We start from the raw sequence: 12,433 nt of genomic DNA, 5'->3' as shown, positions 1-12,433 counted from the left end.
TATCGCCTTCCAGAAACGCCCGGGAAACCGCTCATGTCCTCCGCACGCCTGCGCAATCGCTATTTCGATGCGCTCTCCACCACGCCCGGCCTCATGTGGATGGGGCAGAACACCAACCACATTCCCACCCATCCTGCCGTCACCGCCGCCATGATCCGCTCCGTCGAGGCGGGCGAGTTCAATGCCTATGCCCCGCCGCTGGGCTTCGAGGCCCTGCGCGCCGCCATCGTGGACGATCTCGGCACACCGGGCGCGGAAGCGCTGGTGACGGAAGGCGGCGTGTCGGCGCTGGCCATGGTGTGCCGCGCCTATTGCAAGCCGGGCACCACCTTCGTGACCACGGACCCGACCTGGAAGTGGCCCTGCATGTTCGCGCGGCAGGCGGGCGCGGAAGTGATCGAGATTCCCATCTATGACGCCGCCTGCAACTATCGCCTCACCGCCGAGGCGCTGAAGGCGAATGTGGATGAGCGCACGGCCATCATCTATCTGGTAGACCCCAACAATCCGCTCGGCATCCGCTATACGCAGGACGAGATCGAGGCTTTTGCCGCCATCGCCCGCGACTGCGGCGCGCTGCTGGTGCATGACTGCACCTATCGCGATTTCGCCGACGGCCATTATCCCGCGCTCCATGCGTCGCCCGAAGGCGCGGTAGTGTCGCTCTCCTTTTCCAAGTGGCTGGGTCTTGCCGGCCTGCGCATCGGCGCGCTCGTCGCCTGCCCGGAGATCCTCGACAAGTGCGCGGAGCGGGCCACCAGCGTGCTCGGTGCCAGCGTCATCGCCCAGCGCGCCGCGCAGGCAGGCCTGAGCGTGAAGCCCGAGTGGATGGCCGAGGTGCGCCGCATCGACCGGGGCAACAAGGCAAAGATCAAGGCGGCCGCCGAGGCCATCCCCGGTTTCGCCTTGCCGGTCACTCCCTCGCACGGCAATTTCCTGGTGCTGGAAACCATCGGTGTGGGCATCAAGCCCGAGGCTCTGGTGGAGGCGGCGCGGCGGCAGGACATGATGATCCGTCAGGGCACCTACCACACCGAGCGCTTCGGCGACCGCTTCGTGAAGGTCTCCACCTCCGTGCCCGAGGGCTGGGTGGACATCTTCTGCGAGCGCCTGCCGGCGCTGGTGGATACCGCCCGCACGCTGAACGACGTCGGCGCGCAGTTCTGATTATCGGGAGTCCAATCATGCATGTGACCACCAAGGACGGCATTCGCCTCTATGTGGAGGAAGCGGGCGAGGGGACGCCCATCCTGTTCATCCACGAATTCGGCGGCAATCACGCGAGCTGGGAGCCGCAGATGCGCTTCTTCGCCCGCCGCCACCGCTGCATCACCTATGCCGCGCGCGGCTATGCGCCCTCCGACATCCCCACCGACATGGAGCAGTATTCGCAGAGCATTGCGGCGGATGACGCGGTTGCGGTGCTGGACGGGCTCGGCATCGAGAAGGCGCATATCGTCGGCCTCTCCATGGGCGGCTTCTGCACCGTGCATTTCGGCCTGCGCACGCCCGAGCGCGCGCTCTCGCTCACCGTCGCCGGTGCCGGCTATGGCTGCGAGAAGGAATTCGAGGAGTATTTCCGCGGCGTCTCGCGCGATGTGGCTGATAATTTCGAGCGCGTGGGCGCGAAGGAATTCTCCAAGATCTATGGGCTGGGCGCCAGCCGGGTGCAGTTCCAGAACAAGGATCCGCGCGGCTGGAAGGAATTTTCCGACCGTCTCGCCACCCATTCGGATATCGGCGCGGCCATGACCATGCGTGGCGTGCAGGCCCGCCGCCCCTCCTTCTGGGATCTGGAAGAGGGCCTGAAAGCCATGATGGTGCCCACCCTCGTGATGGTGGGCGACGAGGACGACCACTGCCTCCAGCCGGGCATCTACCTGAAGAAGACCATCCCCGCCTGCGGCCTCTCGGTCTTCCCCAAGGCCGGCCATACGCTGAACCTCGAGGAGCCGGCACTGTTCAACGCCCAGCTGGCGGAATTCATCGCGCAGGTGGAGGCGGGGAAATGGCTGGTGCGTGACCCGCGCGCCATTCCCGGCCAGATCATGCGCACGAGCTGAGCGGGCGATGATCTCCCCGCTCATTAACCCCCAGCGCGTCTGGGGCCGGCTCATGCACCTCGCCGAAATCGGTGCCCTCTCCCACGGGGGCGTCGACCGGCAGGCCCTCACCGCAGGCGAGGCGGATGGCTGGCGGCTGGTGTTGGGCTGGGCCTCCGAACTCGGCTTCGAACCCTCCCGCGATGCCGCCGGCAATCTGTTCCTGACCCTGCCGGGTGAGGACCGGAGCCTGCCGCCGGTGGTGGCGGGCAGCCACATGGACACCCAGCCCACGGGCGGAAAGTTCGATGGTGCGGCGGGCGTGCTCACCGCTTTCGAGGCGGCGCAGACGCTGGCCGCCGCTGGCGTCCCGCGCAGGCGCGACCTCGTGGTGGTGGCGTGGATGAATGAGGAAGGCTGCCGCTTCGCGCCGGGCATGACCGGCTCGGAGGCGTTTTCCGGCTCGCGCACGCTGGCGGACATCCGTGGTCGCACGGACCTTGCCGGCATCACCATGGGCGAAGAACTCGACCGGCTGGATGGGGAATTCCCTGAGGTGCCGCTGCGCCCGCTGGGCTTTCCCGTGGGTGTGCATGTGGAGCTGCATATCGAGCAGGGGCCTCAGCTTGAGGCCGCCGGGAAGGTGATCGGCATCGTCACCGGCATGCAGGGCAAGCGCACCTATCGCGTCACCGTGTCGGGCGCGGAAGGCCATGCCGGCACGCTGGCCATGGCCGAGCGGCGCGATGCGCTGGCCGCCTTCGCGCAACTTGTGGTGGCGCTCAATGCCGAGGTGGGCGGGCATGACCCGGCCATCAAGTTCACCATCGGGCGGGTGCAGGTGGAGCCGAACGCGCCCTCCGTCATCCCCGCCAAAGTGACCTTCAGCATCGACATGCGCCACCCCGACAATGCGGTGCTGGAAAAGCTCGACGGCCGCATCTGCGCTCTCTGCGCCGCCGCCGCCCCGTGCGCGGTGACGCTTGAGGCATTGGTAAACGAGCCTTCCAATGATTTTTCCCCCGCGCTGCAAGAGGCGATCGCAGCGTCCGCGGATCGGCACGGCTTTCCGGCCATGCCGATCCTGTCGTTCGCGGGGCATGACAGCCGCTATCTGGCCCGCCTCGCCCCGGCGGCGATGATCTTCATTCCGTGCCGCGACGGCATCAGCCACGCGGAAAGCGAGTGGGCGGAGCCCGCCCATGTGGCGGCGGGTGCGCAGGTGCTCAGCGATGTGCTGGCCGGCCTGCTCGCCGCCGAACACATGCCGAACGCCTGAGAGGAGCCTGTTTCATGAGCGCACCCGCAAAGATCGCCTCCACCCGTCCGGACATGGCAGATCTGCCCGCGCAGGAAGCCCTGAACCCGGCCACTCAGGCCGAAAGCCGCGCCCGCTATTTCAATTCGGGCAATGCCTTCAACATCAAGCTGCCGCCGGTGCCGGGCGGGGTGTTCGCCGAGCAGCCGAAGCAGGCGCTCTCCCCCGATGCGCCCACCGGATACATAGTGTGCGACCAGTCGGCGGCCATGGGCTGCCCGTTTCCGGCCACCTCGCCGCTCATGCTCACGCGCTATGCGGTGATCGCGGCCGGCGAGAGCCTGCCCGCCGATCTCTGCGCCACCGGCTCCATCTGGTACGTCATCTCCGGTAAGGGCGAGGCGAAGCAGGGCGCGGAGGCGATCTCGTTCGCCACCGGCGACGTCTTCCTGCTCACCGGCACGGCGGCGGTGCTGAACGCGTCCGAGCGCACGGTGCTGTGGGTGGTTTCGAACGAGCCGCAGCTCGCCTTCGATGGCGATCTGCCGCCCGATGACGCCCGCCGCCCGGTGGACATGGTCCATTATCCCGCCGCCGAGATCGCCCGGCAGATCGAGATCATCTACGAGCACCAGCCGGCGAAAGGGCAGTCGGGCATCGCGCTGATCTTCTCGTCCGACCGGCAGCAGGCGGCGCGCAACATCCTGCCGACGCTGACGCTCTCGCTCAATACGCTGCCGCCGGCCAGCCATCAGGGCGCCCACAGGCACAATTCAGCGGCCATCACGCTCGTGCTGCACGGCACGGACAGCTATTCCATGGTGGATGGCGTGCGCTGCCCGTGGTCGGACTATGCCACGCTGGTCACGCCCCCTGGCGCTCCGCACTCGCATCACAATGGCGGCGACACGCGCGCGCTGTTCCTGATCGTGCAGGATGGCGGGCTGCACTATCACGCCCGCACCATGGGGTTTCAGTTTCTGGAGTGATGGCAGGCGCTTGCTGGCGCGACCGGCTCCCTCTCCCGCTTGCGGGGGAGGGCTGGGGAGGGGGCATGGCGGGACGGATGGGGTCGGCTGGCGGCGCGGTTTACGCGCTGCGCGCGGCCCCCTCCCAACCCTCCCCCGCAAGCGGGAGAGGGCTTTCCGCACCCGGTCTCCGGGGTGCGAAATGATTGATCTGCGGATCAGCCCCCACTCAAGCCGATAGCTTGTAGAAGGCCACGTCGATGACGCCGGCGCGGAAGCCGGCCTCGCAATAGGCGAGGTAATAATCCCACATGCGGTGGAAGGTCTGGTCGAAGCCCAGCTTCTCGATCACCGGCCATGAGGCATCCAGCCGATGCCGCCATTCCGCCAGCGTCTCGGCATAGCTCTGGCCGAACGGCTCCACCGTCTCCAGCCGCAGACCCGCCTCGCGGGCAAGGCGCCCCATATGTTCCTTGGTGGGCAGCATGCCGCCGGGAAAGATATAGTGCTGGATGAAGTCCGGATCGGCGCGATAGGCCTCGAAACGGGCCTCGTCGATGGTGATGGCCTGCAGCACCGCGATGCCGCCGGGCGCGAGGCGCTGCTTCAGGGTGGAGAAATAGACGGGCCAGTATTGCTCGCCCACCGCCTCCAGCATCTCGATGGAAACGAGGCGATCGAACGTGCCCTCGACGTCGCGATAGTCTTCCAGCCGGATCTCGATCCGCTCGCTCAGCTTCTCCTCCGCCGCCAGCGCCTGCGCGCGGGTCTTCTGCTCGGTGGAGAGGGTGAGGCCGGTGACGTGGGCGCCCGCATGGGCGAGGCGGACGGCGAGCGCGCCCCAGCCGCAGCCGATCTCCAGCAGCTTCAGGTCTGCCCGATCCAGCTCCAGCAGTTCCGCCACGCGGTCGAGCTTGGCCTGCTGGGCTTCCTCCAGCGTCATGTCGGGGCGGGCGTAGAGGGCGCTGGAATAGGTCAGCGTGCGGTCGAGCCACAGCCGGTAGAATTCGTTGCCGAGATCATAGTGGAAGGTGATGTTCTTGCGCGCGCCGCGTCTGGAATTGGCCCGCAGCATGTGGCCGACGCGCCGCCCAAGGCGCACCGGCAGCAGCCCCGCCATGGTGGCTTCCAGCCGCGCCACGTTCTCCGCCAGCAGCGTCAGCAGGGCGCTGAGATCGGGCGTGGTCCATTCGCCGGCCATATAGGCCTCGCCGAAGCCGACGCCGCCGCGCTTCAGCAGGCGATGCAGCGGACGCCAGCTGTTGAGCACCAGCGTCGCCTCGGGGCCGGGCGTGGCGGAGCGATGGTCAAGCCGCGCACCGGAGGGAAACACCACCGTCAGACGCCCGCGCTCCAGCCGGGACAGAAGCTTGCGGAGCACATAAGGGCCGATGCCGCGGGCCTGAATGGGCGGGCTCTCCGCCATCGTGAAATCGGGCATGTGGCTCTCGGCGGGCATGGGCTGGGCAATCCTGGGAACAATCGAAAGGCAGAGTGTCGGATCGGGCAATTCGAACCGATCCGGATTCAGGACTCGGAACGGTAGATGGTCACGGGCTGGTTGGGCGGGGCGGGACGGTGCCGGAGATGGATACCTTTAAGTGCGATTTTCAGAGCTTCCCAGTGGATGCCTACGATAACCTTAAGAGTAAGGAGCGGAATTGCAACGAAAGCGCGCAGCAGGGCCCTGTCGTCCAGTTTCCGGCGCCGTGAGGACAGGGTGGCGGTGAGCACCGTGCCCGCCTCGTCGCGGGCGGCGATGGCGATGCCGACCCTGTCGGCGGGCGGCACCACGCGAAAGGCATAGGTCAGCGCCATGTCCATGAAGGGCGAGACATAGAAGCACTTTTCGGTGCTCTGGCGGATCGGCAGCATGTCCGGATCATCCACCGGAATCAGATAGCTGTGGCGCTCGCCGAAGGTGTTGCTGACCTCATAGAGGATGGCGTGCAGCGTGCCGTCGCGACGATGGCAGAAATAGACGCTGAGCGGATTGAAGCCATAGCCCAGCACGCGCGGCATGGTGAGCAGGTGAATGGCGCCGCCCTGCGCCTCCAGCCCCGCCGCCGCCAGATGCCCCTCCACCTGCCCGCGCAGGGACGCGCCGGAGCGGTCGCCATAATCGGCGTCGCGGAAGCTGAAGAGGTTGAAGCGATTGCGGGAGAACAGGCTGAGCCGGGCGTCGAGGGCGTCGATCTCGTCGAGGTCGAACAGCAGCTGGAAGATGCGGTAGCTGAGCCGGTGGACCCGCGGCTTCAGCCGATGATGCACCACCGTGCCGTCATAGAGCGCGGACGCGGTGGGGCGCGGGGGAGCCGGATCGCTCATGAGGCAAGATCCAGATCGAGAGCGGCGGCGGTGCGGGCCGGAAGGACGGGCAGGGGCGCGAGCGCGATGCGGCCGGATTCCTCACGCACCTGCCATGGCCGGCGCACCCCGCCGAGCGCCTCGGCGACCGCGAGCCCCGCCTGAAGCCCGTCCTCATGGAACCCGGCCCCGAAATGAGCGCCGCAATACCAGGTATCGTTGCGGCCCTGCAGCGACCACAGTCGCTTCTGGGCGGCCAGAGCCGCCATGTCGAAGCGCGGATGTGTGTAGCGCGCGCGGTGGATCACCGAGTCCGGTCGCGGATCGTGCAGCGGGTTGAGCGTGACCAGATAGGGCGTGCGGCCGGGAATGTCCTGAAGCCGGTTCATCCAGTAGGTGACGGAGAGGCGGCGGCGATCGCCATCCTGGCGGGAGAGATAGTTCCAGCTCGACCACACCCGGCGGCGGCGGGGCATCAGCGAGACGTCGGTGTGCAGCACCGCATCGTTCACCGTGTAGCGGAAGGCGCCGAGCAGGGCGCGTTCCTCTTCCGTGGGGTCGGAGAGCATGTTGAGCGCCTGATCGGCATGGGTGGCGAGCACCACATGGTCGAAGCGCTCCATCCGGCCGGTGCCGTCGATGATCTCGACGCCACCTCCCGTGTTTCCCCTGGTGGGCCGGCGCACGGAGCGCACGGCGCGGCCGAGATGGAATTCGCCCTGGAAGGCGGCTGCGAGGCGCTCCACATAGGCCCGGCTGCCGCCGTCCACGGTGCGCCAGAGCGGGCGGTCGCGCAGCTGAAGCAGGCCGTGATTGGCGCAGAACCGGATGAAGGCGGCGGCGGGATAGGCGCCGATCTCGGCGGCGGGCGTGGACCAGATGGCGGCCGCCATGGGATAGAGATGGTCGTCGCGGAACGCCGCGCCATAGTCCTGCGCGCTGAGATAATCGTGCAGCGACACTTCCTCCAGCGCGCCCGCATGGCCGGGGGCCTCGCGATAGAAGCGGAACAGATCGCGCAGCATGGACCAGAAGCGGATGCTCAGCAGGTTGCGCGGCTGGGCATAGAGGCTGGAGAGGCTGTCGCCGGAATATTCCAGCCGCCCGCCGTCCAGCGACACGCCGAGCGACATGTCCGAGGGCTTGGTGGGCACGCGCAGATGCGCGAACAGCGCGGTCAGATTGGGATAGGTGGCCTCGTTATAGACGATGAAGCCGGTGTCGATGGGGCCGGCCTCGGTGTCCACCGTGTTGCTGTGCCCGCCGAGCCGGTCTTCGGCCTCGAACAGGGTGACGGCGTGGCGTTGCGACAGGAGCCATGCGGCGGACAGGCCGGAAATCCCGCTGCCGATCACGGCAATCCTCTGGGCACCGGCGGCGGGAGGGGGGAGGACGGACGACGCCATGCCGGAACCTTTGTAATCCAGTGCCGAGGGAAAACGCATCGCGTGGATGAACGATGTGCTGGATTCTCTTACGATCCGTCACTCCTCGTGGATCATGGCAAGCCTTATTGATCCGAACCGGCACCAATTGCGTAAGAGGTCACGTCTGCACCGGAAACGGGCAGTCGTTCCATGGCGGGGAAGCGTAGGGGCACCATGAGCCAACTTGCCGGGGCGGTACGGGAACGTATCACCGCAAGCCATCATCATCCGAGCGAGGAAACTTTACTCGGCTATGCTGCCGGCACACTCAGTGCCGGCCCGGCAGTCGTGACCGAGAGCCATCTCAGCTCCTGTCCGCCCTGCCGCGCGCGTCTCGCCTCGCTGCGGGCCACGGGTGGCGCCGTTCTGGAGGATCTGCCGCCGGCGGACATGACGCCTGAAGCCTTTTCCCGCACCATCGCCAGCATGGAGCTGGCCGGTCTGGATCTCGCCCCCGCGCTGCGCGGGGCGGTGGCCCAGGAAAGGCCCGCGCCACATCCGGAGCGACCCCGCCATCTGGAGGGGGTGCAACTGCCTGCCACGCTCCAGGCCTATGCGCTGGGCCGCTGGACCTGGATGGCGCCCGGTGTGAAATTCTGCAAGATCATCGTGCCCGGCCAGCCGAAGGCCAATGCGCGCATCATGCGCATCGCGCCCAACGTGCGCATGCCGGAGCACGGCCATACGGGCATCGAATATACGCAGGTGATCCACGGCGCCTATTTCGACGGCTTCCACCGCTATGGCGTCGGTGACTTTTCCGAGGCCGATGACGATGTGGAGCACCAGCCGGTGAGCGATCCGCTGACGGGCTGCGTCTGCGTCACCGCGCAGGAGGGGGCGTTGCGGTTCAACGGGCTGCTCGGCCGGCTGCTCAATCCTCTGGGCATGTTCTAGCCCGCTCGGGTGGGCCGCACTGGCTTGGGTGGAGGTTTCAAGGAACCTCCCTGGCCCGGAAGCGTTAATCAGATGATCAATAGCTATAGTATGACGGAGCTCGCTTGACCTATACGCTGCTGTTGCTGCTCCTCGCCATGATCCTGGTGGATGTGATGGCGGGAGCCTGGGCGATCGCGGAACGCACCGGGCAGTCGGGCTGGATCGACAGCATCTGGTCGCTGTCGCTGGGCGTCGTCGGCGTGCTGGCGGCGCTGCTGCCCGTGGCGGGCGCGGACACCATGAGCACGCGGCAGATGCTGGTGGCGGCCATGGTGGGGCTATGGGCGCTGCGCCTCGGCCTGCACATCGCCCGGCGCACGCATGGTGGCGGCGACGATCCGCGCTATGCCAAGATGAAGGCCGATTGGGGCGATCAGGCCCGTGGAAAGCTGTTCCTCTTCCTCCAGATCCAGGCTTTCTTCGCCTTCCTGCTGATGCTGAGCGTGCTGGCGGCGGCGCGCAATCCGGCGCCGGAGCTGGGCTGGTTCGATCTTGCCGGCGCGCTGGTGCTGCTGCTCGCGGTCATCGGCGAAGGTGTGGCGGACGAGCAGCTCAACGCCTTCCGCGCCGATCCCGCCAACCGGGGCAAGGTGTGCGACTGGGGCCTGTGGGGCCGTTCGCGCCATCCCAACTATTTCTTCCAGTGGCTGGGCTGGCTCGGCTATGCGCTGATCGGGCTCAACGGCGTGGAGACCTATCCGTGGGGCCTCGTAGCCCTGAGCGGGCCGGTCATCATGTATGTGCTGCTGGTGCATCTCTCCGGCATTCCGCCGCTGGAGGCTCACATGCTGCGCGCCCGGGGCGATGCCTTCCGCGCCTATCAGGCACGGGTGAACGCCTTTTTTCCCGGACCGCGGCGCTAGAGCGTTTCTCTAGCCAGCCAGCGCACGGGCGCCGAGAAAGCCCGCCGTGGCGGCGCAGGCGGTCAGCACCGTGCCCCAGGCCAGATCCACCAGCGTCAGCGCCAGCGGCCACGCCTTCAGCGTGGCCTGATTGGTGAGGTCATAGGTGGCATAGGCGCAGAAGCCGAAGGCCGCGCCGTAAAGAAGGGCGGTGGTCCAGCGTCCGGTGCCGAAGGCGGGCTGGATGGCGAAGACGAGAATGCCTGTCACATAGATCAGATAGAAGGCGATGGCCGGCGCCAGCCGGAAGCCTTCCAGTGCCATGCCCCCCATGAGCGGCTTGTAGAAGCGGTCTCCCATGGCGGTAAGCCAGACCGCATCGAGCGCCAGAAAGGCAAGGGCGGCGGTCCCATAGGCGAGCGCGTAAGGCAACATGCGTCGTCTCCGGCGGATGGCGGACCTCATCCTTTACGCGCGGCACCCCCCGCTGGATCAAGCGGAGGGTTTCGGGCGTTCCTACTGCCAAGGAGACTTGAGCGATGCTGAGCGATACCCATTCCTCCCCCGCGCCCGCCCCCATGTTCTCCGGCGCCGGCCTGCGCGCGCTGGCGCTGGCGGTGCTGCCGGTGGTCGCGGCACTGGTTCTGGGCCAGTGGGCCACCTTCGCCAATCTGGCGCCATGGTACGCGGGCCTTGCCAAGCCCGCGTTCAATCCGCCGAACTGGCTGTTCGGCCCGGTGTGGACCCTGCTCTATGCGCTCATGGCGTTTGCCGCATGGCGCATCCTGCGGCTGCCGGAGGAGACGCCCGGCCGGGGCACGGCGCTGACATGGTTCTTCGCCCAGCTGCTGCTGAATGCGGCGTGGTCGTGGATGTTCTTCCACCTGCAAAGCCCGCTGCTGGGGCTCATCAACATCGTGCCCCAGTGGTGCGCCATCATCGCCGCCATCATCGCCTTCCGATGGGTGGACAAGGGCACGGCCTGGTGCCTCGTGCCGCTGGCGGGCTGGGTGGGCTTCGCCAGCGTGCTGAACTTCTGGCTGTGGAGGCTCAACGGCTAAGCCGTCTGTCCCAGGTGACGGACTTCTTCAGGCCACGGGTTTTCCGGTCAGCCCGCTCGGCCCCACCAGCACGAGGGCGAGGCTTGCGGCCAGCGTGGCGGTGATGACGGCGAACATGGCCGTGGGGCCATAGCCCTGCAACAGCGGCAGCAGCACCAGCGGCGCGCATGTGGAGGCGATGCGCCCCGCCATCCAGGCCAGCGCCAGCGAGGACGCCCGCGTGGGCGTGGGCAGCAGCTCGGTGCTGTAGATGGAAAGCAGGCCCACATAGATGGCGGATGCGGTGGTAAACGCGATGCCGCACAGGGTGAGCACCGTCAGATTGTCGCTCAGGGCGAAGGTGATCCCCACGCCGGCCATGGCCAGCGTGCAGGCGGCAAGGCACAGGCGCCGGCCCATGAAGTCCACGATCAGTGCCATGCTGAAGCTGCCGAGCGCCGGGCCGAGCATGCTGAGCGTCACGAACAGCAGCGACTGCTGGAGCGTGAATCCCTTCTGGAGCAGGACGGCGCCGCTGAGCAGCGGAAAGCCCACCGTCGCCCATGAGGCGAGGGCGAACAGGCCGGTGATCAGGGCCGTGCGCTGCATCCCGGCGGGTGAGGCGAGGAGTGCGCGGAAGCCCACCGCCACCTGGCCGGCCACGACGCCGCCCGGCAGGGTGCGGGGATGTTCCGCGCCTGCGGAGCGTTCCAGCCGGCGGCAGGCCTCCTCCGCTTCGGCGTCGCGGCCGACGGAGGCCAGCCAGCGCGGGGAATCCGGCAGCAGGCTGAAGGCGGCGGCGCACAGGAGCGCCAGCACGCCGCCGCTGCCGATGGCCCAGCGCCACGCCTCGATGCCGAGGGGCTGGAGGGGCGTCAGAGCGCCGATCAGCAGCAGGATGGCGGGCGCGCCGAGGCAACCGACGCCGGCGCTCAGCATCATCGCCCGCCCGCGCTGCTTCGGCGGCACGAGGTCGGAGACATAGGCCGCCGAGAGCGCGGGATAGCCGCCGATGCCGATGCCGGACAGGAAGCGGCAGAAGGTGAGGGAGGCAAGGCCCGGGCTTGCGGCAGCGGCCAGCGAGCCGAGCGCGATCACGGCAAGCGCGATCTGCAACGCCCGGCGGCGGCCGAAGCGGTCGCCCACCGCGCCGAACAGGGGCGCGCCGATGACGCCTCCGGCGAAGATGGAGGACAACAGCAGCGCCAGATCGCCCCGCGCCATATTGTGCGGCGGGGAGAGGAACACGGCGGAGAGCGCATTGGCGAGCGCCACTTCGGCGATGTCCGCGAACAGGCCGATGGTGCAGGCGGCGATGATCGCCACGTGCAGGCCGGTGACGGGCAGGCGGTCGATGCGCTCGGCGATGGAGAGGACGCCGGGTTCGGGCGCCGCGATGCCCAGGGTGCCGGGCGTGGTCGCGAAGCTCATGGCGCGGCCCTCGGGGGGCGCGAGATGATCTGGAGACGCGAAATCTCTAAGGGACGCAGAGCGTCCACCAGCCCAATGTCCATGCCCAGCCCTTCCGACAAGGGAGGACGCAGCCCCGCGTCCGTGTGATCGTCCGATCACCTTTCCTTGCATCTTGTATACCGCAAAGGAAGCGTGGA

The 12,433-nt window shown here is 67.7% G+C and carries 12 protein-coding genes; 7 read left to right on the top strand and 5 right to left on the bottom strand.

What is annotated here, in order from left to right; genetic code table 11:
• Positions 1-33: 33 nt before the first annotated feature.
• Genes IEW24_RS10555 through IEW24_RS10540 form a run of 4 tightly spaced genes read left to right on the top strand, consistent with a single transcriptional unit; the run spans position 34 to position 4,289 of the window.
• Positions 34-1,167: a pyridoxal phosphate-dependent aminotransferase gene (locus IEW24_RS10555; protein WP_188578224.1), complete on the top strand. Its 1,134-nt coding sequence runs from the start codon at positions 34-36 to the stop codon at positions 1,165-1,167.
• A gap of 17 nt (positions 1,168-1,184) precedes the next feature.
• Complete coding sequence (locus IEW24_RS10550) at positions 1,185-2,063, top strand: alpha/beta fold hydrolase (RefSeq protein WP_188578222.1); 879 nt, start codon at positions 1,185-1,187, stop codon at positions 2,061-2,063.
• Between the two features lie 7 nt (positions 2,064-2,070).
• The gene (locus tag IEW24_RS10545; protein WP_188578220.1) at positions 2,071-3,321 is read left to right on the top strand and encodes a Zn-dependent hydrolase; all 1,251 of its coding nucleotides are present in this window, start codon (positions 2,071-2,073) and stop codon (positions 3,319-3,321) included.
• Between the two features lie 14 nt (positions 3,322-3,335).
• Positions 3,336-4,289: a cupin domain-containing protein gene (locus tag IEW24_RS10540; RefSeq protein WP_188578218.1), complete on the top strand. Its 954-nt coding sequence runs from the start codon at positions 3,336-3,338 to the stop codon at positions 4,287-4,289.
• Positions 4,290-4,497: 208 nt separating this feature from the next.
• Here IEW24_RS10540 and IEW24_RS10535 read toward each other — a convergent pair whose 3' ends face one another.
• The 3 genes from IEW24_RS10535 to IEW24_RS10525 form a co-directional block, all read right to left on the bottom strand.
• Positions 4,498-5,709 (bottom strand): SAM-dependent methyltransferase, encoded by a 1,212-nt coding sequence (locus IEW24_RS10535; protein WP_244644296.1) that lies wholly within the window; start codon positions 5,707-5,709, stop codon positions 4,498-4,500.
• An 86-nt stretch (positions 5,710-5,795) separates the two neighbouring features.
• Complete coding sequence (locus tag IEW24_RS10530) at positions 5,796-6,596, bottom strand: DUF1365 domain-containing protein (protein WP_188578216.1); 801 nt, start codon at positions 6,594-6,596, stop codon at positions 5,796-5,798.
• Positions 6,593-7,981, bottom strand: a complete 1,389-nt coding sequence (locus tag IEW24_RS10525; RefSeq protein WP_188578214.1) for an NAD(P)/FAD-dependent oxidoreductase — start codon at positions 7,979-7,981, stop codon at positions 6,593-6,595. The genes IEW24_RS10530 and IEW24_RS10525 overlap by 4 nt, the downstream gene beginning before the upstream one ends.
• A gap of 195 nt (positions 7,982-8,176) precedes the next feature.
• On the opposite strand from IEW24_RS10525, the gene IEW24_RS10520 reads away from it, so the two are divergent.
• Both IEW24_RS10520 and IEW24_RS10515 read left to right on the top strand, forming a co-directional pair.
• On the top strand, positions 8,177-8,899 hold the full coding sequence (locus IEW24_RS10520) for a ChrR family anti-sigma-E factor (RefSeq protein WP_188578210.1): 723 nt from the start codon (positions 8,177-8,179) through the stop codon (positions 8,897-8,899).
• A gap of 104 nt (positions 8,900-9,003) precedes the next feature.
• Positions 9,004-9,804, top strand: coding sequence for a DUF1295 domain-containing protein (locus IEW24_RS10515; RefSeq protein ID WP_244644295.1), 801 nt, complete (start codon positions 9,004-9,006; stop codon positions 9,802-9,804).
• Positions 9,805-9,813: 9 nt separating this feature from the next.
• On the opposite strand, the gene IEW24_RS10510 is transcribed toward IEW24_RS10515, so the two are convergent.
• Positions 9,814-10,218, bottom strand: coding sequence for a DUF2177 family protein (locus IEW24_RS10510; protein ID WP_188578207.1), 405 nt, complete (start codon positions 10,216-10,218; stop codon positions 9,814-9,816).
• Between the two features lie 104 nt (positions 10,219-10,322).
• Between IEW24_RS10510 and IEW24_RS10505 the strand changes: the two genes are divergently transcribed.
• Positions 10,323-10,844 carry a TspO/MBR family protein gene (locus IEW24_RS10505; protein WP_244644294.1) on the top strand — a complete coding sequence of 174 codons (522 nt, stop codon included), beginning with the start codon at positions 10,323-10,325 and terminating at the stop codon, positions 10,842-10,844.
• Positions 10,845-10,871: 27 nt separating this feature from the next.
• Here IEW24_RS10505 and IEW24_RS10500 read toward each other — a convergent pair whose 3' ends face one another.
• Complete coding sequence (locus tag IEW24_RS10500) at positions 10,872-12,254, bottom strand: MFS transporter (RefSeq protein WP_188578205.1); 1,383 nt, start codon at positions 12,252-12,254, stop codon at positions 10,872-10,874.
• Between the last annotated feature and the right edge of the window lie 179 nt (positions 12,255-12,433).

The organism is Azorhizobium oxalatiphilum (assembly GCF_014635325.1).
Lineage (GTDB): Bacteria > Pseudomonadota > Alphaproteobacteria > Rhizobiales > Xanthobacteraceae > Azorhizobium > Azorhizobium oxalatiphilum.
Note: the sequence above shows the minus strand (reverse complement) of the source record. Positions and strands in the feature narration are given on the sequence as shown.

Bases quoted from the DNA above. Each gene is read 5' to 3' on its own strand.
- IEW24_RS10555 (WP_188578224.1), top strand. From the start codon at position 34: ATGTCCTCCGCACGCCTGCGCAATCGCTATTTCGATGCGCTCTCCACC.
- IEW24_RS10550 (WP_188578222.1), top strand. From the start codon at position 1,185: ATGCATGTGACCACCAAGGACGGCATTCGCCTCTATGTGGAGGAAGCG.
- IEW24_RS10545 (WP_188578220.1), top strand. From the start codon at position 2,071: ATGATCTCCCCGCTCATTAACCCCCAGCGCGTCTGGGGCCGGCTCATG.
- IEW24_RS10540 (WP_188578218.1), top strand. From the start codon at position 3,336: ATGAGCGCACCCGCAAAGATCGCCTCCACCCGTCCGGACATGGCAGAT.
- IEW24_RS10535 (WP_244644296.1), bottom strand. From the start codon at position 5,709: ATGCCCGATTTCACGATGGCGGAGAGCCCGCCCATTCAGGCCCGCGGC.
- IEW24_RS10530 (WP_188578216.1), bottom strand. From the start codon at position 6,596: ATGAGCGATCCGGCTCCCCCGCGCCCCACCGCGTCCGCGCTCTATGAC.
- IEW24_RS10525 (WP_188578214.1), bottom strand. From the start codon at position 7,981: ATGGCGTCGTCCGTCCTCCCCCCTCCCGCCGCCGGTGCCCAGAGGATT.
- IEW24_RS10520 (WP_188578210.1), top strand. From the start codon at position 8,177: ATGAGCCAACTTGCCGGGGCGGTACGGGAACGTATCACCGCAAGCCAT.
- IEW24_RS10510 (WP_188578207.1), bottom strand. From the start codon at position 10,218: ATGTTGCCTTACGCGCTCGCCTATGGGACCGCCGCCCTTGCCTTTCTG.
- IEW24_RS10505 (WP_244644294.1), top strand. From the start codon at position 10,323: ATGCTGAGCGATACCCATTCCTCCCCCGCGCCCGCCCCCATGTTCTCC.
- IEW24_RS10500 (WP_188578205.1), bottom strand. From the start codon at position 12,254: ATGAGCTTCGCGACCACGCCCGGCACCCTGGGCATCGCGGCGCCCGAA.